This window comes from Mesorhizobium sp. RCC_202 (assembly GCF_041355295.1).
In the GTDB taxonomy this organism is placed as follows: Bacteria; Pseudomonadota; Alphaproteobacteria; order Rhizobiales; family Rhizobiaceae; genus Mesorhizobium.
Window position 1 is genome coordinate 52,424 of record NZ_JBFUPO010000017.1, and the last position, 23,042, is coordinate 75,465.

Annotated in this window: 25 protein-coding genes and 1 pseudogene; 14 read left to right on the plus strand and 12 right to left on the minus strand. The window is 62.9% G+C overall.

Annotation, left to right across the window (positions count from 1 at the left end; translation table 11 throughout):
* Positions 1-55 precede the first annotated feature (55 nt).
* Positions 56-190 carry an entericidin A/B family lipoprotein gene (locus AB6802_RS28105; RefSeq protein WP_041003961.1) on the minus strand — a complete coding sequence of 45 codons (135 nt, stop codon included), beginning with the start codon at positions 188-190 and terminating at the stop codon, positions 56-58.
* A 53-nt stretch (positions 191-243) separates the two neighbouring features.
* On the opposite strand from AB6802_RS28105, the gene AB6802_RS28110 reads away from it, so the two are divergent.
* Positions 244-876, plus strand: a complete 633-nt coding sequence (locus AB6802_RS28110) for a DUF1638 domain-containing protein (RefSeq protein ID WP_371013467.1) — start codon at positions 244-246, stop codon at positions 874-876.
* Positions 877-879: 3 nt separating this feature from the next.
* Here AB6802_RS28110 and AB6802_RS28115 read toward each other — a convergent pair whose 3' ends face one another.
* Entirely contained in the window at positions 880-1,794 is a 915-nt protein-coding gene (locus tag AB6802_RS28115) for an NAD-dependent epimerase/dehydratase family protein (RefSeq protein WP_371013468.1), read from the minus strand.
* Between the two features lie 123 nt (positions 1,795-1,917).
* Here AB6802_RS28115 and AB6802_RS28120 point away from each other — a divergent pair, with 123 nt between their 5' ends.
* The 10 genes from AB6802_RS28120 (at position 1,918) to AB6802_RS28165 (ending at position 10,887) form a co-directional block, all read left to right on the plus strand.
* Positions 1,918-2,493: a DUF4893 domain-containing protein gene (locus AB6802_RS28120; RefSeq protein ID WP_371013469.1), complete on the plus strand. Its 576-nt coding sequence runs from the start codon at positions 1,918-1,920 to the stop codon at positions 2,491-2,493.
* Positions 2,494-2,586: 93 nt separating this feature from the next.
* Positions 2,587-3,369: a formyl transferase gene (locus AB6802_RS28125; protein WP_371013470.1), complete on the plus strand. Its 783-nt coding sequence runs from the start codon at positions 2,587-2,589 to the stop codon at positions 3,367-3,369.
* A 58-nt stretch (positions 3,370-3,427) separates the two neighbouring features.
* Positions 3,428-3,694, plus strand: a complete 267-nt coding sequence (locus tag AB6802_RS28130; protein ID WP_371013471.1) for a DUF1778 domain-containing protein — start codon at positions 3,428-3,430, stop codon at positions 3,692-3,694.
* Positions 3,695-3,871: 177 nt separating this feature from the next.
* Complete coding sequence (locus AB6802_RS28135) at positions 3,872-4,174, plus strand: virulence factor (protein WP_371013472.1); 303 nt, start codon at positions 3,872-3,874, stop codon at positions 4,172-4,174.
* The gene (locus AB6802_RS28140; protein WP_371013473.1) at positions 4,167-4,778 is read left to right on the plus strand and encodes a methylenetetrahydrofolate reductase C-terminal domain-containing protein; all 612 of its coding nucleotides are present in this window, start codon (positions 4,167-4,169) and stop codon (positions 4,776-4,778) included. Before AB6802_RS28135 ends, AB6802_RS28140 begins: the two co-directional genes overlap by 8 nt.
* Entirely contained in the window at positions 4,775-5,866 is a 1,092-nt protein-coding gene (locus AB6802_RS28145; RefSeq protein ID WP_371013474.1) for a methylenetetrahydrofolate reductase, read from the plus strand. The genes AB6802_RS28140 and AB6802_RS28145 overlap by 4 nt, the downstream gene beginning before the upstream one ends.
* Before the next feature lie 81 nt (positions 5,867-5,947).
* Entirely contained in the window at positions 5,948-6,922 is a 975-nt protein-coding gene (locus AB6802_RS28150) for a methyltetrahydrofolate cobalamin methyltransferase (protein ID WP_371013475.1), read from the plus strand.
* A 234-nt stretch (positions 6,923-7,156) separates the two neighbouring features.
* Complete coding sequence (locus tag AB6802_RS28155) at positions 7,157-9,247, plus strand: ASKHA domain-containing protein (protein ID WP_371013476.1); 2,091 nt, start codon at positions 7,157-7,159, stop codon at positions 9,245-9,247.
* Between the two features lie 177 nt (positions 9,248-9,424).
* Entirely contained in the window at positions 9,425-9,598 is a 174-nt protein-coding gene (locus AB6802_RS28160) for a hypothetical protein (protein WP_371013477.1), read from the plus strand.
* A 311-nt stretch (positions 9,599-9,909) separates the two neighbouring features.
* Complete coding sequence (locus tag AB6802_RS28165) at positions 9,910-10,887, plus strand: alpha/beta hydrolase (protein ID WP_371013478.1); 978 nt, start codon at positions 9,910-9,912, stop codon at positions 10,885-10,887.
* Here the strand turns inward: AB6802_RS28165 and AB6802_RS28170 are convergent.
* The gene (locus AB6802_RS28170) at positions 10,806-11,144 is read right to left on the minus strand and encodes a hypothetical protein (protein ID WP_371013479.1); all 339 of its coding nucleotides are present in this window, start codon (positions 11,142-11,144) and stop codon (positions 10,806-10,808) included. The two genes, AB6802_RS28165 and AB6802_RS28170, sit on opposite strands and share 82 nt — an antisense overlap.
* A 10-nt stretch (positions 11,145-11,154) precedes the next feature.
* Positions 11,155-12,054, minus strand: coding sequence for a LysR substrate-binding domain-containing protein (locus AB6802_RS28175; RefSeq protein WP_371013480.1), 900 nt, complete (start codon positions 12,052-12,054; stop codon positions 11,155-11,157).
* 220 nt (positions 12,055-12,274) lie between these two features.
* Between AB6802_RS28175 and AB6802_RS28180 the strand changes: the two genes are divergently transcribed.
* From AB6802_RS28180 to AB6802_RS28190, 3 genes are all read left to right on the plus strand, one after another.
* Positions 12,275-12,460: a hypothetical protein gene (locus AB6802_RS28180; RefSeq protein WP_371013481.1), complete on the plus strand. Its 186-nt coding sequence runs from the start codon at positions 12,275-12,277 to the stop codon at positions 12,458-12,460.
* A gap of 369 nt (positions 12,461-12,829) precedes the next feature.
* Positions 12,830-12,964 (plus strand): hypothetical protein, encoded by a 135-nt coding sequence (locus tag AB6802_RS28185; RefSeq protein ID WP_112394928.1) that lies wholly within the window; start codon positions 12,830-12,832, stop codon positions 12,962-12,964.
* Positions 12,965-13,268: 304 nt separating this feature from the next.
* Positions 13,269-14,207 carry a GlxA family transcriptional regulator gene (locus tag AB6802_RS28190; protein ID WP_371013517.1) on the plus strand — a complete coding sequence of 313 codons (939 nt, stop codon included), beginning with the start codon at positions 13,269-13,271 and terminating at the stop codon, positions 14,205-14,207.
* Positions 14,208-14,220: 13 nt separating this feature from the next.
* On the opposite strand, the gene AB6802_RS28195 is transcribed toward AB6802_RS28190, so the two are convergent.
* The 8 genes and pseudogenes from AB6802_RS28195 to AB6802_RS28230 all read right to left on the minus strand — a co-directional run bounded on the left by AB6802_RS28195 (position 14,221) and on the right by AB6802_RS28230 (position 23,037).
* Positions 14,221-15,018, minus strand: a complete 798-nt coding sequence (locus AB6802_RS28195; protein ID WP_371013482.1) for an ABC transporter ATP-binding protein — start codon at positions 15,016-15,018, stop codon at positions 14,221-14,223.
* A complete protein-coding gene (locus AB6802_RS28200) occupies positions 15,015-15,791 on the minus strand; it encodes an ABC transporter permease (protein WP_371013483.1) in 777 nt (258 codons plus the stop codon). The genes AB6802_RS28195 and AB6802_RS28200 overlap by 4 nt, the downstream gene beginning before the upstream one ends.
* A 64-nt stretch (positions 15,792-15,855) precedes the next feature.
* Complete coding sequence (locus AB6802_RS28205; RefSeq protein ID WP_371013484.1) at positions 15,856-16,806, minus strand: ABC transporter substrate-binding protein; 951 nt, start codon at positions 16,804-16,806, stop codon at positions 15,856-15,858.
* 148 nt (positions 16,807-16,954) lie between these two features.
* Positions 16,955-17,440 (minus strand): beta/gamma crystallin-related protein, encoded by a 486-nt coding sequence (locus AB6802_RS28210; RefSeq protein ID WP_371013518.1) that lies wholly within the window; start codon positions 17,438-17,440, stop codon positions 16,955-16,957.
* A pseudogene (locus AB6802_RS28215) lies at positions 17,417-18,250 on the minus strand (DUF1194 domain-containing protein); the annotation flags it as partial. The pseudogene AB6802_RS28215 and the gene AB6802_RS28210, both read right to left, overlap by 24 nt.
* 86 nt (positions 18,251-18,336) lie before the next feature.
* The gene (locus AB6802_RS28220; protein WP_371013485.1) at positions 18,337-20,898 is read right to left on the minus strand and encodes an FAD-dependent oxidoreductase; all 2,562 of its coding nucleotides are present in this window, start codon (positions 20,896-20,898) and stop codon (positions 18,337-18,339) included.
* Between the two features lie 157 nt (positions 20,899-21,055).
* Positions 21,056-21,808: an FkbM family methyltransferase gene (locus AB6802_RS28225; RefSeq protein ID WP_371013486.1), complete on the minus strand. Its 753-nt coding sequence runs from the start codon at positions 21,806-21,808 to the stop codon at positions 21,056-21,058.
* Positions 21,805-23,037, minus strand: a complete 1,233-nt coding sequence (locus AB6802_RS28230) for a hypothetical protein (protein ID WP_371013487.1) — start codon at positions 23,035-23,037, stop codon at positions 21,805-21,807. The genes AB6802_RS28225 and AB6802_RS28230 overlap by 4 nt, the downstream gene beginning before the upstream one ends.
* Positions 23,038-23,042 lie beyond the last annotated feature (5 nt).

The window sequence follows — 23,042 nt, forward strand, 5'->3', positions numbered from 1 at the left end:
AGCCGCGCCTTGCAGCGCGGCTTTTTTGTTCCCAGATGATGGACGAGGCTGCCGATCAGTTGACAGTGTCTTTGACCGCCCTAGCCGTCGATTTGACGTCCTTGCCGACGCCACGGATGGTGTTGGCGCAGGCGGTGAGTGCGAGCGCGCAGGCCAGGATGGCGATCGGCGCGATGCGTAGCAGTTTCATGAACGGTGTCTCCCTCGACAGATAAATAAGCCCGCAGCGAAAGCCGGCCCGACTTGGTCAAGACGCAAAAAACAGAACCGAATCAAACAGACAGGCTGCTCGTCATCGCCTGCGGAATGATTGCGCGCGAAGTTTTGGCCGTCAAGCAGCAGCTAAAGCTCGACCATCTCGAGTTGACCTGTCTGCCTGCCGAGTTCCATTTTTATCCCGACCGCATTGCGCCGGCGATGGACAAGGCGATCGAAAAGGCCAAGGCGGAAGGCTACAGCCACATCTTCGTCGGCTATGCCGATTGCGGCACCGGCGGCCTGCTCGATCGCGTCATCGAGAAGCATGGCGTCGAACGCATGGCCGGGCCGCATTGCTTCGCCTTCTACCAGGGCATGGACGCTTACGCGAAGGTCGGCGACGACGACATGATGTCGTTCTACATGACCGACTTCCTCTGCCGCCAGTTCGAGGCCTTCTTCATCAAGCCGCTCGGCCTCGACAGGCATCCCGAGCTGATCAAGGATTATTTCGGCAATTACGAGAAGCTGATCTACCTCGCCCAGACCGACGATCCGGAACTCGACAAGGTCGCCGAGAAGGCAGCAGTCATGCTCGGCCTCGCCTATGAGCGTCGGGCCACCGGGTATGGCGACCTGACCAGCGAGCTGGCACGGGCCTCAGCAAGCGCGGCCTGACGGTCAGGCCTCGGCTTCGAGCGCTGCAAGCACGTCGGCAAAACTCGTCTTGCAGATGAAACTGAGCCGCTCTCTCGCCCGCGAAGGATCGTAAACGCGATCGATCGACGAAAACATCGTCCAGCCCTTTTTGGCATAGAGCCGCTGATAGTCCGGGAAGTAACGCGCGACGACCGAAGGCGCGTCGGCGATCAGCTCGGCACAATCCTGCGGCTGGAACGGCGTCGATGCCGAGATGATGAAGATGTCGAAGCCGAGCTGCGGCGCTTTCTCAAGCGCCGCAACATGCACCTCGGCCGCGTCCTCGACGGTCAATCGGCGGAAGAGCAGTTCATTGGCCTTGGTGTTGGCATCCGACTGGTCGATCGCATGCGCCATGTCGTCGGCCTCGGGAAAGAAGCGCGCCGTGCGCAGCACGACGACCGGCAGTCCATGCTCGATATGGTAGAGACGGCACAGATGCTCGGCCGAAAGCTTCGTCACGCCATAGATGTTGCGCGGCTCCGGCGACATCTCTTCGGTCAGCCAGGCGGCCTTGCGCGCGCCGCCCTGGAAACCGGCGCGGATCGCCTGCGATATCATCAGCGACGTCGTCGAGGTGAAGACGAAACGACCGACGCCACACGCCACGGCCGCGTCGAGCAGGTTCAGCGTGCCCTGGACATTGGTCGCCACGAAATCGGCATTCTCGGAATGTTCGATGTTCGGCTTATGCAGCGCACCGGTGTGGATGATGGCTTCGACGCGATTGTCGTGGACAGCGCTGAAGACAAGATCGCGATCCGCGATCGAGCCGACCACCTGCGTGCGCGCCGATGGGACAGGATCGAGGCCGACCACCTCATGGCCAAGTGTTTCCAGCCGTGGCCCGAGCGCGCTGCCCAGCCATCCGGACGATCCCGTGAGCAAGATCCGCATCGATCAAACCGTTTTTTCCGAACTGCCGGTGTTAAGCACGGATGACAGACCAGTGCGAACCGGTAAGTTGTGCGCCAGTGACGAAAAGAACTGTTCCAGCCATTGATTTGAGGAAACGCGTTGATGATCCCTCGCCTTTTGCTTGCCGTCCTTGGTGTCATCGCTTTCGCCTTGCCGGCGCATGCCGACGGCGCGGTGCAGAAACTGATCACCGCCGCCGACAAGGCGCGGCTCGACAAATACGGCGAAACCCGCAAGGCAGCCCTCGATGAAGCGAAGTCCGGCGATCCAGCCGACGTCAAACAGCTGGACGAGTTGCTGGCCAGGCCACTGGTCGCCTTCTCCGACAAGGATCTCACCGGCAACTGGACGTGCCGCACCATCAAAGTCGGCGGCCTGAGCCCCCTGGTCATCTATGGCTGGTTCAAATGCAAGATTACCGACGACGGCTCGGGCTGGAAGCTGGAGAAGATCTCCGGCTCGCAGCGCACCACCGGCCGTTTCTTCGACGAGAGCGAAAAGCGCGCCATCTATCTCGGCTCGGGCTCAGTCAATGAAGACAAACCCAAGCCCTACGGCAGCGGCCCCGAAAGCGACCAGGTCGGTTACGCCTTCCGCAACGGCGCCACCCAATGGCGTATCGAATTCCCGGCGCCCTACTACGAATCGAAGCTCGACATCATGGAGTTCAAGCGCTGAGCGCAACCCACATGCCTCATTGAGGGTTGCGGCACACCAAGGATTAACCCGCCCCGCATAGCATCCGCCCGGTTCTCGGAGCGGGTGCTCGCCATGGCAGGATTGGTATCCAGTACACGGCCGATCGTGGTCGTCACCGAAGGCGGCCCGCATATCTGGGCCATCGTCAACGCGCTAGCCGACCGAGTCGGTCCTGTCAGCGTCATCCTCGAAGAGCCTGATTCCAAAAAGCGTTTGCTGCTCGGCCGTGCCCGCCGCCAAGGCTGGGTCTCGGCCATCGGCCAGCTCGGCACCATGGTGCTGACCCGGCTTGGCAAGCGAGCCCTGGCCAGCCATGCCGCGCGGCTAATTGCCGAAGAAAAACTCGACACCGAGCCTCGGCCGGGCCAGACGATCATCCATGTGCCGTCCGCCAACGGGCCGGAATGCCTCGAGGCGATCGCAAGGATCAAGCCGGGCGTCGTGCTGCTCGCCGGCTGCCGGCTGCTGTCGAAAGGCACGCTGGCAAAGATGCCTTCCCCGGTGCTCAACTATCACGCCGGCATCGCCCCCAAATATCGTGGCATGAATGGCGGCTATTGGGCGCTGGCTTCGGGCGATGCCCGGAATTTCGGCACCACCGTACATCTGGTCGATGCCGGCGTCGACACGGGCGGCGTGCTGAAGCAGACGCGCGGTGAGCCCAAAACAGGCGATACCATCGCCAGCTATGCGCTGCGGCAGGCGGCGTTTTCGCGCGACATCTGCGTCGACGCGGTCAGCGACGCGCTGGCCGGCCGGCTGGAAACGATCGATCCCAGCCTGCCGTCCAAGCAATGGTATCACCCGACGATCTGGTTCTACCTCTGGACGGGCCTGGCCAAGCGCGTCTGGTAGGCCCCGGTCAATGGGCCGTCCTGTATGCTATTGTCCTACAGGAAAGTGAGTTCTGCCGATGACCAACATGGTCCCTATCTATATCCGCGTCACCTGCGACGAACGTGAGCTTCTTGAAGCTGCTGCCAGTCAAGCGCACACCAATCTCAGCGATTTCATCCGGCGCAAGGCCGTTGAAGCAGCCGAAATGCAGGTGCTGAGCGGGCTTGTTGTGACGATCCCAGCGGCCGATTGGGAAAAGTTCGAGGCTTGGGCGAAGTCGCCGCCGCGAGCGCGCCTCGGTCTGCAAAAACTCGCTGCGTCACGACCTCTATGGCAGGACTGACGCCTCTTCGGCCGCTTGCCATCGAGGATGGAGACAACTGTCTCCCAATCCGGGCTTGCGACCTTTCTTTTTGCGACCTCCGACAGCGTCGCTTTTGAAGGCGCGCGCGTCGTCCCATAACAAGCAGCCTGATGGCGCTTGCGGCAATGCTCCATGACGTCGAGGAGTTGAGAATTCATGGCCGATCTGATCGTCGTCTACTGGCGCGACATTCCCGCCCAGGTCATCGTTAAAAAGGGACGGCAGAACGCCAAGCGCGAATTGCCGTTGCGCTTCACCGAGGCGATCGACATGTGCGCCATGCGCACCGGCGCCGGCGGCACCGACGACTATCTGGCCGAATGGCGCAAGGCTGACCCGGTTTCAGTCAGCGACGACCTCGAAGCCGAAGTCGAAAAGGCTTTTCAGGACCTCGACACGAAATATGACCGTGAGCGGCTGGTCGCTCTCGTCAAGGCGGGCGGCAAAGAAAATGTCTGACACCATTCCTGCCAAAGAGGGGCCGGCGGTTACCCAGGCCACTCAGGTCAAGAAGGCCGCGCCGAAATCCGACTACAAGCCGGCCGATGTATCGCCGCAGCGGCGCGTGCAGCGCTCGTTCGCGATCAGGCTGTGGTCGATCCGCCATTCGCGATTGCTCGAATGGTTCTATGCGCGTTTTGCCGACACCTTCCTGCTGCTCCACCCGCTCTGGAAAGGCCTTGGCTACGGGCGCGTCGAGGCGCCGATCAAGTTCGTCGAAAAGCGCGTCAAAGGCTTCATGTTCGACTGCCGCATGTGCGGCCAGTGCATCCTGTCGTCGACCGGCATGTCGTGCCCGATGAACTGCCCCAAGCAGCTGCGCAACGGCCCCTGCGGCGGCGTGCGCGCCAACGGCAATTGCGAGGTCGAGCCCGATATGCCCTGCGTCTGGGTCAAGGCCTGGGAAGGCTCGCAGAACATGGTCAACTCGGACAAGATCCTGACCGTGCAGAAGCCGGTCGATCAGTCGCTGCGCGAAACCTCCGCCTGGCTGCGGGTCACCGCGCAGGCGGCGGCAGCCCGTGAAGCCGCTGCCGCCCCCAAGACCGGAGCGGCCGCATGACCAGCCGCCAGCGCGACGAGAACCCGGCCGGCATCCATTTGCCGCTCGATCCCCTGCCCGGCCATTCTTCGCGCGGCCGCCTGGAGCGCGTGCTGCGGCGCGGCGAATTCGCCGTGACCACCGAGCTCAACCCGCCCGACAGCGCCGATCCGGAAGACGTCTACAACCGCGCCAAGATCTTCGACGGCTGGGTCGACGCCATCAACGCCGTCGATGCCTCGGGCGCCAATTGCCACATGTCCTCGGTCGGCATCTGCGCGCTTCTGACCCGTATGGGCTACGCGCCGATCATGCAGATCGCCTGCCGCGACAAGAACCGCATCGCCATCCAGGGCGACGTGCTGGGCGGCGCGGCCATGGGCGTCGCCAACATGCTGTGCCTGACCGGCGACGGCGTGCAGGCCGGCGACCAGCCCGGCGCCAAGCCGGTGTTCGACCTCGATTCCATGTCGCTGCTCGAAACCGTCCGCATCATGCGCGACAACGGCAAGTTCCTGTCCGGGCGCAAACTGACGACGCCGCCACAAGTCTTCCTGGGCGCGGCCGTCAACCCGTTCGCGCCGCCCTTCGACTTCCGCCCCATCCATCTCGGCAAGAAGATCGCAGCCGGCGCGCAATTCGTGCAGACGCAATATTGCTTCGACGTGCCGATGTTCAGGACCTTCATGCAGAAGGCGCGCGACTTGGGGCACACCGAAAAGGTCTTCGTCCTCTGCGGCGTCGGCCCCCTCGCTTCGGCCAAGACGGCCAAGTGGATCCGCTCCAACGTGCCGGGCATCCATATCCCCGACGCCGTCATCAAGCGGCTGGAAGGCGCGCAGGACCAGAAGAAGGAAGGCAAGCAGCTCTGCACCGACATCATCAACGAGGTGAAGGAAATCCCGGGCGTTGCCGGCATCCATGTGATGGCCTACCGCCAGGAGGAATATGTCGCCGAGATCGTCGATGAATCGGGCGTGCTGAAGGGCCGCCAGCCATGGAAGCGCGAAATCCGTCGCGACGACCAGATGGTCGCCGACCGGCTCGACCACATACTGCACGACGAGATTACCGAAACGCAGGTGGACATGGTAAAGACCGCGCACTGAAAACGCGGCCGATCACCAAGACCCTGGAACGAAACCAGACACGATATAAAGAAGCACTTTATATCAAGGCGGAGAGACTTCATGACCCGGACCATCGTCGCCTCGGCGACACGCGAGATCATCATCGGCTTCGACCAGCCCTTCTGCGTCATCGGCGAGCGCATCAACCCGACCGGCCGCAAGAAGCTGGCCGCCGAGATGGTGGTTGGCAATTTCGAAACCGTCATCAAGGACGCGCTGGAACAGGCCGCCTGCGGCGCCACCATGCTCGACGTCAATGCCGGCGTGACCTCGGTCAACCCGAATGAAACCGAGCCGGGCCTGCTGGTGCAGACGCTGGAGATCGTGCAGGGCCTTGTCGACTTGCCGCTGTCGATCGACAGCTCCGTCACCGCCGCGATCGAGGCAGCGCTCAAGGTCGCCAAGGGCCGCCCGCTGGTCAACTCCGTCACCGGCGAAGAGGAAAAGCTCGAGGCGATCCTGCCGCTGGTCAAGAAGTACAACGTGCCCGTGGTTGCCATCTCCAACGACGAGACCGGCATCTCGATGGATCCGGATGTCCGCTTTGCCGTCGCCAAGAAGATCGTGCAGCGCTGCGCCGATTTCGGTATCCCCGCGCATGACGTTGTCGTCGATCCGCTGGTGATGCCGATCGGCGCGCTGGGCGACGCCGGCCGCCAGGTGTTCGCGCTGCTGCGCCGCCTGCGCGAGGAGCTAAAGGTCAACACCACCTGCGGCCTGTCGAATATCTCCTTCGGCCTACCGCACCGCCACGGCATCAACGCCGCCTTCATCCCGATGGTGATCGGCGCCGGCATGACCTCGGCGATCATGAACCCGGTCCGTCCGCAGGAAATGGAAGCCGTGCGCGGCGCCAATGTGCTCAACGGCACCGACGAGAACTGCACCAACTGGATCCGCACCTACAAGGACTACAAGCCGGCCGAAGGCGGCCAGGCGATTGCAGCACCCACGCAGGTCAACGCGCCCGGCGATGGCGCTGCCGCCGGTGGCCGCCGCCGCGGCGGCCGAGAGGCCCGGATGGGTCGGGGGTAAGCGCGCTACCGTGAGCCGCACCGCAAACAATGCCGATCCGACCGCATCGCCGATACGGTCGGATCGGTCTGTTTTGCACTCTGGCGATACCCTATATGGCATCGAACATACCCATTCCCGCCCAGTAAGGCAGAAGGCCCGACATGTCTGGTCCCTGGACCAACGGGCACTCCACCCAATAGTAAAACGATCCGTTAAACGGCATCGGCAATTGCCCTCGAGATACGTGCCAGCATGAACCCGCCTGCCAACATCACCGATCCACTCGTGCTGTTCATGCCGTCTGGCAAGCGCGGGCGGTTTCCCGTCGGAACACCGGTGCTCGATGCCGCGCGCCAGCTCGGCGTCTATGTCGAAAGCGTCTGCGGTGGCCGCGCCACCTGCGGGCGTTGCCAGATCGAGGTGCAGGAAGGCAATTTCGCCAAGCACAAGATCGTCTCGTCCAACGACCACATCTCGCCCAAGGGCGCCAAGGAAGAGCGCTATGAGCGCGTGCGCGGCCTGCCTGAGCGCCGCCGTCTCTCCTGCTCGGCGCAAATCCTCGGCGACCTCGTCATCGACGTGCCGCAGGATACCGTCATCAACGCGCAGACCATCCGCAAGGATGCCGACACCAGGGTCATCGCCCGCGATACGGCGATCCGCATGTGCTATGTCGAGATCGAAGAGCCCGACATGCACAAGCCGCTCGGCGATCTCGATCGCTTGAAGATCGCCTTGATGAAGGACTGGGGCCTCAAGAACCTCGAATTCGATTTCTACCTGCTGCCGCAGGTGCAGGGCATCCTGCGCAAGGGCAACTGGACCGCGACCGCCGCCATCCACAAGGATGCCGACAGCGACATCGCGCGTGTCATCGCGCTCTGGCCCGGCCTCAAGAACGAGGCCTATGGTCTGGCCTGCGATATTGGCTCCACCACCATCGCCATGCATCTGGTCTCGCTGCTATCGGGCCGCGTCGCGGCGTCCTCCGGCACCTCGAACCCGCAGATCCGTTTCGGCGAGGATCTGATGAGCCGCGTTTCCTACGTGATGATGAATCCGGACGGCCGCGAGGGCATGACGGTTGCCGTGCGCGAGGCGATCTCCAGCCTCGTCGACAAGGTCTGTGCCGAAGGCAATGTCCAGCGCAACGACATCCTGGATTCCGTCTTCGTCGGCAATCCGATCATGCACCATCTGTTCCTCGGCATCGACCCGACCGAGCTTGGCGGCGCGCCCTTCGCGCTCGCCGTCTCCGGCGCGGTGCGCATCAAGGCCTCCGACATCGGCCTCAAACTGAACCAGGGCGCCCGCCTCTACATGCTGCCTTGCATCGCCGGCCATGTCGGCGCCGACGCCGCCGCCGTCACGCTGTCGGAAGGCCCGCATCGCCAGGAAGAGATGATGCTGATCGTCGACGTCGGCACCAATGCCGAAATCGTCCTCGGCAATTCTACCCGCGTCGTCGCCGCCTCCTCCCCCACCGGCCCGGCCTTCGAGGGCGCCGAGATCTCCGGCGGCCAGCGCGCCGCGCCCGGCGCCATCGAGCGCGTGCGCATCGATCCCGAGACGCTGGAGCCGAAATACCGTGTCATCGGCTCGGAGCTGTGGTCCGATGAGCCAGGCTTCCTCGGCAGCGTGCAGGCAACCGGCGTCACCGGCATTTGCGGCTCCGGCATCATCGAGATCGTGGCCGAGATGTATCTCGCCGGCATCATCTCGGAGGACGGCGTCGTCGACGGCTCGCTGGCCGCACGCTCGCCGCGCATCATCGCCAACGGCCGCACCTTCTCCTACGTGCTGAAGGAGGGCTCCGATTCATTGAAGGAAGATGGGCCCAAGATCACCATCACCCAGACCGACGTGCGTGCCATCCAGCTTGCCAAGGCAGCGCTTTATGCCGGCACCAAGCTGTTGATGGAAAAGCAGAACACCGAGCATGTCGACCGCATCCATTTCGCCGGCGCCTTCGGCTCTTTCATCGATCCGAAATACGCCATGGTGCTCGGCCTGATCCCCGACTGCGACCTCGACAAGGTCTCGGCCGTCGGCAACGCCGCGGGTGCTGGCGCGCGCATGGCGCTGCTCAATCGCGGCTACCGCCGCGAGATCGAGGACACGGTCAGCCACATCGAGAAGATCGAGACAGCACTCGAGCCGAAATTCCAGGAGCATTTCGTCTACGCCATGGCGCTGCCCAACAAGGTCGATCCGTTCCCGAAACTGTCGGCGGCGGTGAAGCTGCCGCCGCGCAAGACGGTCAGCGAGGATGGCGTCGCCGGCGACGCCGCGCCACGCCGGCGTTCGCGCGAAGGCCACGCGGCCCGGCGCAGTCGCGAGTAGCCAAGCCACTCCACCGTATTCCATTTCATTTGCATACAAATGTTTCCAGATCGAACCGATCTGGAAACCGAAACGCTGTTTTCGCGAAATCCATCCGATACAGAGGTGAAGCATTTAACGGACATCGAATGGCGGGCCGAACTATCCCGCCGTCACAACGCTTCAAGGAGAATGAAGATGTCGATGTTCGACAGCCTCGGCCGTTTTCGTGCGGCCATCAAGCATGCAAAGGCGGTGCGCGCCTTGAACAACCTGCCGCCCGAAATCCAGAAGGATATCGGCTGGCCCGCGCCGCCGCGCATCGACGCCCAGGCCAACCTGTCGCGTCTGATCCTGGGCTCGGGCCGCTGATGACCTTCACCGACAAGTGCAAGCTGCTCGGCAAGCGCCGGGGCCGGGACACGGGCCCGGCGCCACGCGACAACAAACTGCGGGCCGCGCTGTTGCCAGGGCGGCGTTAGAGCAATTTCAGGAAAAATGCGCAGCGGTTCGGCGCGGCGGTTCGCCGTAGCTTCCGTCCGGAATTGCGCAAGCAAAGAAACTGGCACTATGGGATCGCGCCAATGTGCCAGTGCCAAAACCTTGACATTTATTACTGAGGTACGATCTTCGGATAGCGGGGGAATACTCTTAGTCGGCTCTGCCGAGATTCGTGTATCCGCATGCCCAGTTTGAAAAGCCACGTCGTCTCGTTCGTCCTCAGGCACAGCCGCAAGAAGGCCTTTTCCAGCCCTGAAAACCTGCAGCGCTGGATCGCCTACGCCCGCAAGACCGAGGACTACCACCCGCCGGCTTTGCTGAGGACTCGGCTGGACATCACCGAGACCGACATCGACGGCTTTCCCGTCTACGAAATCGCACCGAAGGCAGGCGAACGCCGCCGCATCCTCTACATGCATGGCGGCGCCTATGTCTTCCAGATCACCTCCTATCACTGGGGGCTGATCGCCGAGATGGCCGAGCGACTGGGTTTCGGCATCACGGTGCCGATCTATCCGATCGCGCCGGAGCACAATTTTCATGACATGTTCGGCATGGTCGGCGACGTCTACCGGCGCATGCTCGAGGAAACGGATGCCGAAGACATCGTCTTCATGGGCGATTCGGCCGGCGGCAACATGGCCGTGGTGCTGACCATGATGGCCGCCGAGGAAGGCCAGCCCGCGCCGTCGCGCCACGTGCTGATCTCGCCCGGCCTCGACATGTCCTTATCCAATCCGGAAGTGTTCGAGGCGGAACGCAACGATCCCTGGCTCGGCATCCCTGGCGGGCTCGAGGCGATCCGGCTCTACAGCGCTGGCATCGACCGCTCCGACTGGCACATCAGCCCGCTCTACGGCGACCTCTCGGTGCTGCCGAAGACGCTGCTGCTCACCGGCTCGCGCGATCTTCTCAGCCCCGACAGCCTGATCTTCGCCGAGCGGGCGCGCGCCGCTGGCGTCGAGGTCGATGTGGTCTACGAGGAAGGCATGTTCCACGTCTGGCCGCTGATCGAGATGCCGGAGACGCGCCGTGCGAGGGACAGCATAGTGGCCTTTCTGGGCAGCGAAAAAACCGATCAGGACGAGAGCGAGGCGATCACCTGGTCAGTCAAAGCGTCATCGAGCAATCCGTTCAGGACCGGATTGGCCAACACGTAGATCGCTTGCAATATCTCCTCGTCGCGATCTTCTTGATAGTCGATGTCCTCGCGGCATTCGATCATATCCGCCCACTGTTCTACATCTGCAGCGGTGAATGCTCCTGCCCGAAACCGGTGAAGGACACTCACGATATGGTCGGCAGTTAGGACGACCAGAGGCGTTTCAGCCCAACCCAAGCCGCTCGTCCCTTCAGCCAACAGATTGATAGGCTTATTGAACTCGATGAGATCACTGAGCGCGGAAACAAGGCTCATGTAGGGTTCGTCAGAACTTGCCGGTTTCGCGGAACAGCTCGAACGTCGCGCGCATGTGGTCGGCAACGGCCTGCACCGGCGCGCTGGCGTCCGGCGCCACGACCATGGCCAAGTTGTAGGTGCCGATATCCGGCATGCCGTCCTTCGCGCTGAGCGAGACCATGTCGTCACCCAGGAAGGATTTCGGCAGCGGGGCCACCGCGAGGTCGGCCATGATCGCGGCGCGCTGGCCGGCGGTATGGGCGCTCATATAGGCGATGCGGTAATTGCGACCTTCGCGGCCGAGCGCTTCCAGCGCGCCGGCCCGCCAGCTGCAGCCCTCTTCCCACAGCGACACCGGCAGCGGTTCGCGCAGATGCGCGCAGCCGCCCTTGGCGCCAGCCCACACGATCGGCTCGGTGAGCAGCACCTCGGCGCCGATCGCGCTGGTCTTGTAGGAGTTGGTGAGCAGCGTGATGTCGAGCGCGCGATCATCCATGCGGCGGCGCAGATTGATGCTCTGGTCGATGGTGACGTCGACGGCGATCGACGGATGCGACTGCGCGAAGCGCTTCAAGACATGCGGCAGCACACGCTCGCCATAGTCGTCGGGCGACCCCAGGCGGACCACGCCGACAATATCGGGAATGATGAACTTCGACACCACCTCGCGGTTGATCGACAGCAGCCGGCGGGCATAGCCGAGCAGCATCTCGCCATCGGTGGTCAGCGTCACCGAACGCGCGTCACGCGCAAAGACGGAGCGGCCGAGAATATCCTCGAGCTTCTTGATCTGCATGGATACCGCCGATGGCGTGCGGAACACCGCTGTTGCGGCAGTGGTGAAGCTGCCGGTCTCGGCAATCGCCACAAAGGTCCGCAGAACGTCGAGGTCGAGCAGCGGCAAAGGATGATTGAGCGGGGCGTTCATTGGAACCGACCTTCAATTTTTCTGATGCAAACGATCATTCCATTTCGTTTGATTGAACATCACTTCGGGCGCATAGTCAACTCGATCGATGCAGGATGCTGCCAAAAGCAGCCATCGAACGACCACGACACAGATCTGCAATCGACATGAAATGAAGCTGAAACATACCTGACTTAACGCATTGCCGGGCGCCTCCCCGCCCGAATCAAGGAGAAAGATTATGTCCATCCTCTCGTCCATCGGTCGTCTCGCGACCGAATTCAGCGCGGCCCGCGCCCGCTACCAGACGGAACGCGCCATCCACGCGCTGCCGATCGAACTGCAGAAGGACATCGGCTGGCCGGAAGCCGCCGACGCCAAGACCAACATGCGCTTCGGCGTCGGAAGCTGGGCCGGAGCGAAGTAACCCAGTGAATGTTCAATGCTAAGGCCTGCCGCGTCAGCTCGGCAGGCCTTTTCGTTTATGCCGGCGCCTTTTTGGTTGTGCAGGGCCTTTTTGTTTGCATTCAAACGACTTTCCCAGCCATGCGAGCGACGCATGACGCATATGAAGCAGCCGCATAGCGGGTTAATTTTCAATCTAAAGCATTGTAAGAAATAAGCAATTTAACGCAGCCTGCCTAAAAATGTCGCAAACGGTGTCGCATTTCATATCAAGCGCTTCGCTTTTGCGATTTAGTTTATGCTGGAGTGAGCCTATATCACCGCCAGCAAACGAGCTGCCCCACTCCATCAAGCGAAGGCGACCCGTCTGAGCAATCGATTGGAGATGATCATGAAGCTTTTTGCCCGCCTCTTCGCCCGCCGCGAAATGAACCTGACCACCGCTCTCGAGCGTCAGCGTCTTGCCAACACCATGCCCGGCCAGACCGGCGCCATGAATGCCTCGCGCCTCGGCTTCGTCGCCTGAGGCAATCGGCAACCAAGCTGAATTCAGCGCCGCCCGGTTTCACCGAGGCGGCGTTTTCATTTGCGCTCGCCCCGTGTTGCCCTGGCGCAATGCGTTAGCGCGGCGTGAATTGCCCATTTGCGACCCGTGTCGCAAATTTAATCTTCACTTAGCCGCCTACCCGATTGACAGGAATGATTTTTCCTGATGTCGCTATGCTATTCGCGACATCCTGTTCGCGTCATGGCTGCGTGAGGTTCCCGTGAACGTCGTAAAGCATCCGATCAAGCGATCGTTTGTGTTCTTCCTTGTCCCTGACTTCACCATGATCGCCTTTGCGACAGCGCTCGATCCGTTGCGCTCCGCCAACCGGATGCTCGGCTACGAGGCTTATCGCTGGCGTCTGGCCAGCATCGACGGTAAGCCGGTGAGCGCCTCGAACGGCGTCGAATGCGCCGTCAACACCTCGCTGGAGGAAGAGCGCAAGAAGATGGCGGGGCCCGATCGCCCGTCGATGGCCATCGTCTGCAGCGGTGTGAATGTCGAGCGCTACCAGAACAGGTCGGCCTTCGCCTGGCTGCGCGAGGAATACAACCGCGGCGTCGCCGTCGGCGGCCTGTGCACCGGCGCGCATATCCTGGCCGCCGCCGGCCTGTTGTCCAACAAGCGCTGCGCCATCCATTGGGAAAACCTGCCCGGCTTCTCCGAAGCCTTCCCGAAGGCCAATGTCTTTGCCGATCTCTTTGAGATCGACCAGAACGTCTACACCTGCGCCGGCGGCACCGCCGCGCTCGACATGATGCTGAAGCTGATCGGCGACGATTTCGACGAAAGCCTGGTCAACCGCGTCTGCGAGCAGGTGCTGACCGACCGCGTGCGCAGCCCGACCGATCGCCAGCGCCTACCGCTGCGCGCCCGCCTCGGTGTGCAGAATTCCAAGGTGCTGACCATCATCGAACTGATGGAAGCCAACCTTTCCGAGCCGCTGTCGCTGATCGAGATCGCCGACCATGTCGATCTGTCGCGCCGGCAGATCGAGCGCCTGTTCCGCACCGAGATGGGCCGTTCGCCAGCCCGCTACTATCTAGAGATCCGGCTCGACCGCGCCAGGCACTTGCTGATCCAGTCGTCAATGCCGGTGGTCGAGGTGGCCGTGGCCTGCGGTTTCGTCTCGGCCTCGCATTTCTCCAAATGCTACCGCGAGCTCTACGCCCGCTCGCCGCAGCAGGAACGCGTCGACCGCAAGCAGTTGCTGGCGGCCTGAGCCGGCCCTCGGATCAAGCCACGGCCGCCTGCCCTTGCGCCGTCCGCATCGCCTCGATGCGGATGTCTTCGGTGAGTTGCGCCTTCAGCGCCGAAAATTCCGGGCTGGTCTTCAGCGTGTAATGGCGCGGATGCGGCAGGTCGACCGGCACGTCCGACTTGATGCGGCCGGGCCGCGCGCTCATCACGATCACCCGCGACGCCATGAAAATCGCTTCCTCGATGTCATGGGTGACGAACAGCACCGTCTTCTTGCGCCGCTCCCAGATGCCGAGCAGCAATTCCTGCATCAGCCCCCGCGTCTGGTTGTCGAGCGCGCCGAACGGCTCGTCGAGAAGCAGGATTTCCGGATCGTTGGCAAGCGCCCGCGCGATCGCGGTGCGTTGCTGCATGCCGCCCGAAAGCTGCTTCGGCCAATGGTTCTCGAAACCCTTCAAACCGACGAGGTCGACATAGGAGGCGACGATGGCGTTGCGCTCGCTCTCCGGCATGCCGCGCTCGCGCAGCCCGAAGCCGATGTTTTCAGCCACCGTCAGCCAGGGAAACAGCGTGTAGGACTGGAACACCATGCCGCGATCCGGCCCCGGACGCGTGACGGCTTTGCCGTCGAGCAGCACCTTACCCGTGCTTGGCGCCTCCAGCCCGGCGACGATCCTGAGCAAGGTCGACTTGCCGCAGCCGGAAGGGCCTAGAATGGTGATGAAATCATTGGCCGCGACCGAGAGGTCGACCGGCTGCAGCGCCTGCACCGGCCTGCCGCCCCTGACTCCGGCAAAAGTCCGCGAAACGCCTTCGATGACAAGCTTGCTCATGCCAGGCTCCATGGATAGAGCCAGCGGTTGAGCGCCTTGAAGGCGAAATCGGACAGCAGCCCGATCAACCCGATTACGATGATACCGAAGATGATCTGCCCCGTCGCCAGACGCGACTGGCTGTTGATGATCATGTAGCCGATGCCGGACGACGAGCCGATCAGCTCGGCGACGATGACGTAGGTCCAGGCCCAGCCGAGCACCAGCCGCAGCGTCTCGGCGATCTCCGGCGCGTTGGCCGGCATGATGACGCGCTTGACGATGCCGTTGTCGGTCGAGCCCAGCGTATAAGCCGCCTCGACCAGATCGCGCCGCGTCGAGCCGACCTTGACGGCCACGATCAATATGATCTGGAAAACCGAGCCGACGAAGATCACAAGGAGCTTTTCGAGCTCTCCGATACCCGCCCACAAGAGGAGCAGCGGGATGAAGGCCGATGCCGGCAGGTAGCGGGCGAAGGACACGAACGGCTCAAGGAAGGCCTCGACCGGCTTCCAAGCGCCCATGGCGATGCCGATCGGCACGGCGATGAGCGAGGCCAGCACGAAGCCGCCGAAGACGCGCCACATGGTGATCAGGATATCGAGCCAGAAACGATCCTCGACGAGCAGCCGCCAGCCATCCTTCAGCATCGACAGCGGATCGGCGAGAAAGATCCGGTTCACATGGCCGCCGAGCGTGATCCAAGCCCAGAACGCCACGAACAGCACGAAGAAGGCGACGCCGAGCACGGCTCGCACGCCGGGCGCAACAGGATGCAGGGGACGCAGCATCAGGCCCTCTCGTTGACAAGGAATGGCGGTGGCCGGAAGCCACCGCCGATCGCGGGATTGAGGATCAGTTCGCCACCGCGCTGGTGTCGGCAAGCGTCGTCACATCCGGCGCTTCCTTGATCAGCCCCATCTGCAGCAGAAGCTCACCCGCGATTTTGGAAAAGTCCTGGAAATCCTTGGTGAAGAACTGCTTGTTCTCCGCCTTGTCGGCCCATTTCAGGTACTTGGCCGAATCCTCGAACTCCTTGGCCGACTGCTTCACGTCGGCGCCCATGATTTCGTAGGATTTCTGCGGATCCTTCTTGATCAGGTCGAGCGCCTCGAAATAGCTGTCCGCCAGCGCCTTGGCGGCATCGGGATTGGCTTTGAGGAAATCAGGCGTGCAGCCAACCGTATCGAGCACCATCGGATAGTCGAGCGTGGTGGCCAGGATATGCCCCTGGTCGGACTTGTCGCGCACCGCCGAAATGAAAGGCTCATAGGTGACGGCGGCGTCGTTCTGGCCAGCCAGGAAGGCTTGCGCCGCCGCGTCCGGCTCCAGATTGACGACCGTCACATCCTTGGTCGACAAGCCGTTCTTGTTGAGCACCCAGGCGAGCATGAAATAAGGCGAGGTGCCAGGCGCCGACGAGGCGACATTCTTGCCCTTGAGATCGGCCACCGTCTTGATGTCGTTGCGCACGACGATGCCGTCGGCGCCGTAGGACTTGTCGAGCTGGAAGATCTGCTTGGTGGTGACGCCGCTGGCGTTCCACACCATCCAGGTCTCGACGGTGGTCGCCGCGCATTGCAGGTCGCCGCTGGCAATCGCCAGCGGGCGGCTCGCCTGCGGCACCTTCTTCAGCGTGACGTCGAGTCCGTGCTTTTCGAACAAGCCGGCCTGCTTGGCCAAAGTCAGCGGCGCGAAGCCGGTCCAGCCGCTGATGCCGATGGTAACCGAGGTGGCGGCCATTGCCGGCGCGCCGAGCACGACGGCCGCCGTCAGCGCCGCGGTGAAAATGCTGGTCCTGTTCATTGTGGTTCCCCTTTTGTGTTGTGAGATCGAATTGTCTCACAGACGCCAAAAGGCTTGTCAATCAAGCACAGGCCCTCGCCCGTGCCATCTTCAATCGAACCTATTCACAGCTTCGGCAACGCGCCTGGTAAAAGGCCTGGCACAGCGCTCAGTACTGGTCGCAGGTGCACTCCGCCGAGGAGATGCGATCATTCCAGCCGCCGAGGCTGCGAGCCCTGCGCTGCACCTCGATCGATCGGCCACGCATCCCGCTATCCTCATAGGCGACCAGCGTGCAGCCGCGGCTCACGAAGATGGACGAGACACGGTCGTTCCAGAACTGGCCGCCGCGGAAATTGACCGAATCGTCGGGCTCCATTTCAATGGACCGGCCGCGGAAGTTGGTGTCCTCGAACATTGCGCAGGCTGGCCCGCCATAGGATTGGGCGATGGCGCTGCCGGTGAAAATTATCGACGCGAATGCAGCCAAGGTAACCAAACGCTTCATGTGATGTTCCTCATAAAATTGCTTCACGCAATGACACCGTCCCTGCCCCACTTTGCCATCGTGCGACCCAGGGAGGCAAGCCTGCGCGCTCCGGCCTGGCGTCTTGATCAGGGTTGTGCCCGGCACCCAATTACGGTTGCGCCACATCTTCTCGCCTGCCAGGCAATCGGCTGCCGGTCTGTCGTCCGCCAGCACGACCGCCGGATGCGCCGCCTCTTCCGCCGCCCATTGCGGCGACGCCGGACCGGCAAGCTCCAGAACCAGCTTGCGGCGAATGGCGTCGGGAAACTGCGTCCAGTCGTTGACCGGGATCATGAAGGCGCCAGGACCGCCGATGACGCAGTCGCTGTAGTAGCGGTCGAGATTGTCGACATCGAAGGCACCGCTGAAGCCGCCGCGTGTCATCAGCGGCAGGCCATTGATGGTGATGCCCTGCTTCACCACCTCGTCACGCGTCAGGTTGACCGGCGCGCCCTGGTTGTTCGGCCCGTCTCCCGAGACATCGATGACCCGCTTGGTGCCTTGAAAACCGCTCTCGGCGAAAAGATCGCTGCCGAAGGTCAGCGCGCCGGAGATCGAGGTTCGGCGCGCGCTGTCCGGCGGGCTGGCGTTGAGCTGCGTGACGAACCTTTCGGCATCGGCGCGGCTGGCGATCACGGTCCACGGCACGATGACGCGCTGCCAGGTCGTTCCGGCCCATTCGACATAAGTGACGGCGATCTTGCCATTGGCGCCGTCGGCGATGGCCTTGAGCACATTGTCATGCGTCAGCGCCGCCGCGTAGCCATGGCGCTGGATTTCGAGCTCCGCCGGCGACATGGAGAGCGAAACATCGACCGCCAGCACCAACTGGACATCGACGGGCTCGGCCGCTGCCGAGCGTGCGGTCAACCCAAGGACCATCGCCAACGCGGCAGCGCTCGAAAGCCAAGGACCTGCACGGCCAAAAGCGGACATCACGCAAGGGTAAGCGATAACGGCGCTCGGACAAAGCAAAAAGGCCCGGCATCAGCCGGGCCTATCGGTAACGATGTGGCCGGTCCTCAGCTGCGCGGCTTGAGGCTCTCCGGGTCGTAGAGCGGCTTGTAGCCGACGGCGGCGACCTCGACCGGATAGGTCTCGCCGAAATATTCGACATTGAGCTTGCGGCCTTCTTGGGCGAAGGCCCAGGGCAGATAGGCGAGCGCGATGTTCTTGCCGATCGTCGGACCGTAGGCGACCGACGTGGTGAAGGAACGGCGGCCAAGCTCGTCGACCAGGGTTTCACCAGTCGCCGGATCCTGCACCGGCATGATGCCGACCGGATAGCGGGCGACGCCCTTGGCATCCTTGTTGTCGGTCATCACCAGCGTGCACAGGATGGCCGGTTGGTGCTCCCGGGCGCGATACTCGACATGCCGGGCCTTGCCGCAGAAATCGTTGTCCTTGACCTTCGGACGCGCGAGATCGGCCTCGAGCAGATTGTACTCGGTCAGGAGATCGGCGTTCTGCAGCCGCAGGCTCTTTTCCATGCGGCGCGTGTTGGCATAGGTCTCGACGCCGAACGGCATCACGCCGGTCGAGCGCAGCGCATCCCAGACGGCAAGCCCGTCTTCGTAGCGCATATGCAATTCCCAGCCCTGCTCGCCGACATAGGAGATGCGGAAGGCGGTGACGTCCTTGCCGCCGATCCTGATCGGTTTGATCGCCGCGAAGGGGAAGTTCTCGATCGAAAGGCCGTCCGGATCCTCGACCACCTTCTGCAAGGTCGTACGCGCGTTCGGACCCCAGATGCCGATGGTGACGTATTTCTCGGTCACGTCGGTGACGGTGGCGTTAAAACCTTTGTCCTGCGCGGTGCGCTGCATGTAGCGGAAGTCGCGCGGCCCCGCGTCGGCGCCGTCGATCACGCGGCAGCGGTCGGCCATGCGGATGACGGTGAAGTCGGCGCGCACCATGCCTTCCTCGTCGAGGAAGTGGGTGTAGATGCCCTTGCCGATGTTGTTGTCGCCGCCGATCTTGGCCGCGCACAGCCATTCCAGCAGCGCGACATGGTCGGGTCCTTCAACGTCGTACATGGAGAAATGCGACAGGTTGACGATGCCGCAATCCTCGCTCATCGCCAGATGCTCGGCATTGGAAACGCGCCAGAAATGGCGGTTGTCCCACTCGTTCTCGCGCACGGGAACCCGGTTGCCGTACTTTTCAAGCAGGTGCTCGTTGGCGGCATAGCCGTGGGCACGCTCCCAGCCGCCGAGCTCCATGAAGTAGCCGCCGAGCTCCTTCTCGCGCTCCCAGAACGGCGAGCGGCGGATGTTGCGGCCCTTCGAGAACGGCTCGCGCGGATGGACTGCCGGATTGTAGACCTTCATCGCCGTTTCGGTGCAGCGATCCCAGATGAACTGCTCCTGCGTCTGGTGCGGGTAGAAGCGCGAATAGTCGATGGCGTGATGGTCGATTTCGGTGCGGCCGTCGGTCATCCAGTCGGCGATCAATTTGCCCATGCCCGGGCCGTCCTTGACCCAGATGGCAACCGCATACCACAGGCCTCTCACCTTCTGGCTTTCGCCCATGGACGGGCCGCCATCGGTGGTCACCTGCAACAGGCCGTTGAAGGAATGGCCTTCATTGTAGCCGAGCTCGCCGAGGATCGGCGTCAGCTCCATGGCGCGCTCCAGCGGCGCCAGGATCTGCTCCATGTCGAGGTCGCGCTGCGACGGCGACAAACGCGCCTGATCCTTTTCGAGCAGATCGCGCGGATGGCAAAGGCGCGGATTGTTCTCTTCGTAATAGCCCCACTCGATCTGCCCGCCCTCTGCGGTCTTCGGATCGCCGGTGTCGCGCATATAGGCCGAGTTGCCCTGGTCGCGCAGCAGCGGCCAGCCGATCTCCTTGCCGGTGCCGGCGAACTCGTTGTAAGGGCCGAAGAAGGTCAGCGGATGGTCGATCGGCATCACTGGCAGGTCCTCGCCCACCAGCGCCGCGGTCAGGCGGCCCCAGATGCCGGTGCAGACCACGACATAGTCGGCCTCGATCGTGCCGCGCTCGGTCACCACGCCCTTGATGCGGCCGTTCTCGACGATGAGCGACTTGGCCGAGGTGTTGGCGAAAGCCTTGAGCTTGCCGGAGGCCTCGCCCTGGTCGACCAGCTTGCCGGCCACGGTCTGCGAGCGCGGGATGACCAGGCCGGCATCCGGATCCCACAGGCCGCCCTGCACCAGATGCTCCTCGATCAGCGGGAATTTCTCCTTGATCTCGGCCGGCTCGATCAAACGCGCGCGGGTGCCGAAAGCCTTGGCGGAGGCGATCTTGCGCTTGATCTCTTCCATGCGGGCATCGTCACCGACGCGCGCCACTTCGAGGCCGCCGACGCGGGCGTAGTGACCCATCTTCTCGTAGAAATCGATGGAGTAGAGCGTCGTCCAGCAGGACAGGAAATCGTGGCTGGTCGTGTAGCAGAAGTCGGAGGCATGCGCCGTCGAGCCGATATCGGTCGGGATGCCGGACTTGTCGATGCCGACGATATCGTCCCAGCCGCGCTCGATCAGATGGTGGGCGACGGACGCGCCGACGATACCGCCCAGGCCAACGATGACGACCTTCGCCTTTTTCGGAAACTCTGCCATTGCCCGCGACTCCAAAGGGATAAAGCGGGCGGACTATAGGGCGGAGCGGCAGGGTGATTGAAGCCTGTTTGCGACATCGGCAAAAAGCCGTGCGACCAGAGCACGGAATGCATTATGTCGTCGCCTTGGGTCATGCTGGCTGGAAGAAGCGCCCGGTTCAGGCGAAGGCCCAGATGTCCTCGGCCTGGAAGCCGACCTGATAGCCGGCGGTCTTGAGCTTGACCACGACCTGGCCAATCTCGGCGGCAGGCAACGCGCCGACCTCGATCTTGATCATGCCGGGGCGGTAACGCTGCAGATCGAGCTGCTCGAACACCATCCAGTCGGCGCCCTCGCAATCGACCAGAAACGCATCGATATGGTCGATGCCATTGCGGTCGAGCAGCGTCTGCAGCGTCTCCGACGGCACCTCGATGTCCTTCAGATGCGGCGCGAACTTGTTGAAATTGGCATCCGCCTCGCCCCAGGCATTCTTGCCCGACATCAGATTCGTGTCGGTGACCGAGGAGCAGCCGATGAATTCGATCGGCAGTGTGCCGGCCTCGAGCGCCGCGGCGTCGAAAGTGTGCACGGTGATCGTGCCTTTGGTCCTGGTCACCGCCACCGGCTCGATGACGAAGCGGCTTGCATCCGGATAATTGGCGCGCAGGCGCTTCTGGTTATAGGGGATCGGCTCGACCAGCATGGCGCGGGCGCCAGGAATGCGATGCAGCGAGGGCGTCACGTCGTCGAACAGCGCGCCGTCGCAGGCGCCGACATTGACCATCTGGAACGGCCGGCCGCCGAAGCGCGCCTTGAGCGAGGCCTTGGCCAGGAACTTCGTGCCGCGCAACGCGGGTCCGCGGTCGAGCAGGCCCGATGGAAGGCCGAGTGAAAGCAGGATGCGCGCCAGGCTGGATACCGAACTCATGACTTGTCTCCGGGAATGACCTGCAGCGTGGCTCGACGGCCGCCCTGGCTTGCCGATGCCCACAACCCCGTCAGCGGCGCAATGAGCAACAGGAAGGGCGGCAGAAGATTGGGGAAATAGATACGGGTATCGTGGATCGGGAAGACGGTGAATTTCGCCAGCACGCCGAGCACCAGCGCCGCGAGCAAAATGCCGGCGCGGCGGTCGAGCCGGAAGCCGGCGCGATGAAGCCCGAACCAGCCGGCCAGAGCCAGAACCGAGACGCCGACCCAGCTGTTGACGGTCACGGCGCGCACGACCGAGGCGGCGAAGGCCTTCAGATAGGCGGCCACCGAGAATGGCGGTTCGAACCCGTCCATATTGTAGTGCTGCTCGATGCTGGAAAACCACAGATGCGGCCACCAGCCCGGATGCTGCGCCCAATGCGAAATGGCGAAATAGGCAACGAACGAGGCTGCGAAACCGGCCAGCGCGCCCCAGGCCTTCTGGCGGAAGGCGACGAGCAGCACGGCAAAGATGGCGAGGAAGACGATGTTGTCCGGCCGCGCCATGAACGCCAGGAAAAGCAGGATCGCGGTCGCCGCCTCGCGTTTGCGCATATAGGCGAACAGCCCGCCGAGAAACAGCGCCGAGCACAACAGGTCGGGTGTCGAAGCACGCGCGGCGTCGCCGAAATCGGCCATGATCAGCACGGCGCCAACGACAGGCGCCAATGCCAGCGCGCCTTCCGAACGCAACCAGGCGAGCGTGATGGCGCCGAACAGCAGCACCGAGAACGCCTGCACCAGCCGCATCGCCTCGACCGGCGACACGACATGGCTCAAGCCCGACAGGATCTCGGCATAGAGGAATTTGATGCGATACATGCCGAGCAGCGAATGGAAGTCGGCAGCGTTGTCGCTCATGTGGCTGCGGAAGCCGCCGCCGTCATCGGTCAGCGTTTTATAGTCGCCCGCAGACACACCGGCCTTGACCGTGCTGTAGGCATAATCATGCAGCGCCTGGACATCCGGGTGCGTGCCCTCCTCGGCGATGGCGAGATAAGGCAGCATGTCCCAATTGGCGTCGGGCATGAACCAGGCGGTAAAAGCGGTGAGCAGGATGTAGAGCGAAAACGCGATCGCGCCGATCGCCGCCGCCCACCGCGCATAGGTCCCCTCGCCCCAGGCGAGACCGGCCGAGATAAGCCGGTCCAGCGGGTTTTGCGGAGCAGGAGACTTGGTCAGCATCGTTT

Coding starts and splice junctions, on each gene's coding strand:
- AB6802_RS28105 (WP_041003961.1), bottom strand. CDS start 190: ATGAAACTGCTACGCATCGCGCCGATCGCCATCCTGGCCTGCGCGCTC.
- AB6802_RS28115 (WP_371013468.1), bottom strand. CDS start 1,794: ATGCGGATCTTGCTCACGGGATCGTCCGGATGGCTGGGCAGCGCGCTC.
- AB6802_RS28120 (WP_371013469.1), top strand. CDS start 1,918: ATGATCCCTCGCCTTTTGCTTGCCGTCCTTGGTGTCATCGCTTTCGCC.
- AB6802_RS28125 (WP_371013470.1), top strand. CDS start 2,587: ATGGCAGGATTGGTATCCAGTACACGGCCGATCGTGGTCGTCACCGAA.
- AB6802_RS28130 (WP_371013471.1), top strand. CDS start 3,428: ATGACCAACATGGTCCCTATCTATATCCGCGTCACCTGCGACGAACGT.
- AB6802_RS28135 (WP_371013472.1), top strand. CDS start 3,872: ATGGCCGATCTGATCGTCGTCTACTGGCGCGACATTCCCGCCCAGGTC.
- AB6802_RS28140 (WP_371013473.1), top strand. CDS start 4,167: ATGTCTGACACCATTCCTGCCAAAGAGGGGCCGGCGGTTACCCAGGCC.
- AB6802_RS28145 (WP_371013474.1), top strand. CDS start 4,775: ATGACCAGCCGCCAGCGCGACGAGAACCCGGCCGGCATCCATTTGCCG.
- AB6802_RS28150 (WP_371013475.1), top strand. CDS start 5,948: ATGACCCGGACCATCGTCGCCTCGGCGACACGCGAGATCATCATCGGC.
- AB6802_RS28155 (WP_371013476.1), top strand. CDS start 7,157: ATGAACCCGCCTGCCAACATCACCGATCCACTCGTGCTGTTCATGCCG.
- AB6802_RS28160 (WP_371013477.1), top strand. CDS start 9,425: ATGTCGATGTTCGACAGCCTCGGCCGTTTTCGTGCGGCCATCAAGCAT.
- AB6802_RS28165 (WP_371013478.1), top strand. CDS start 9,910: ATGCCCAGTTTGAAAAGCCACGTCGTCTCGTTCGTCCTCAGGCACAGC.
- AB6802_RS28170 (WP_371013479.1), bottom strand. CDS start 11,144: ATGAGCCTTGTTTCCGCGCTCAGTGATCTCATCGAGTTCAATAAGCCT.
- AB6802_RS28175 (WP_371013480.1), bottom strand. CDS start 12,054: ATGAACGCCCCGCTCAATCATCCTTTGCCGCTGCTCGACCTCGACGTT.
- AB6802_RS28180 (WP_371013481.1), top strand. CDS start 12,275: ATGTCCATCCTCTCGTCCATCGGTCGTCTCGCGACCGAATTCAGCGCG.
- AB6802_RS28185 (WP_112394928.1), top strand. CDS start 12,830: ATGAAGCTTTTTGCCCGCCTCTTCGCCCGCCGCGAAATGAACCTGACC.
- AB6802_RS28190 (WP_371013517.1), top strand. CDS start 13,269: ATGATCGCCTTTGCGACAGCGCTCGATCCGTTGCGCTCCGCCAACCGG.
- AB6802_RS28195 (WP_371013482.1), bottom strand. CDS start 15,018: ATGAGCAAGCTTGTCATCGAAGGCGTTTCGCGGACTTTTGCCGGAGTC.
- AB6802_RS28200 (WP_371013483.1), bottom strand. CDS start 15,791: ATGCTGCGTCCCCTGCATCCTGTTGCGCCCGGCGTGCGAGCCGTGCTC.
- AB6802_RS28205 (WP_371013484.1), bottom strand. CDS start 16,806: ATGAACAGGACCAGCATTTTCACCGCGGCGCTGACGGCGGCCGTCGTG.
- AB6802_RS28210 (WP_371013518.1), bottom strand. CDS start 17,440: ATGTGGCGCAACCGTAATTGGGTGCCGGGCACAACCCTGATCAAGACG.
- AB6802_RS28220 (WP_371013485.1), bottom strand. CDS start 20,898: ATGGCAGAGTTTCCGAAAAAGGCGAAGGTCGTCATCGTTGGCCTGGGC.
- AB6802_RS28225 (WP_371013486.1), bottom strand. CDS start 21,808: ATGAGTTCGGTATCCAGCCTGGCGCGCATCCTGCTTTCACTCGGCCTT.
- AB6802_RS28230 (WP_371013487.1), bottom strand. CDS start 23,037: ATGCTGACCAAGTCTCCTGCTCCGCAAAACCCGCTGGACCGGCTTATC.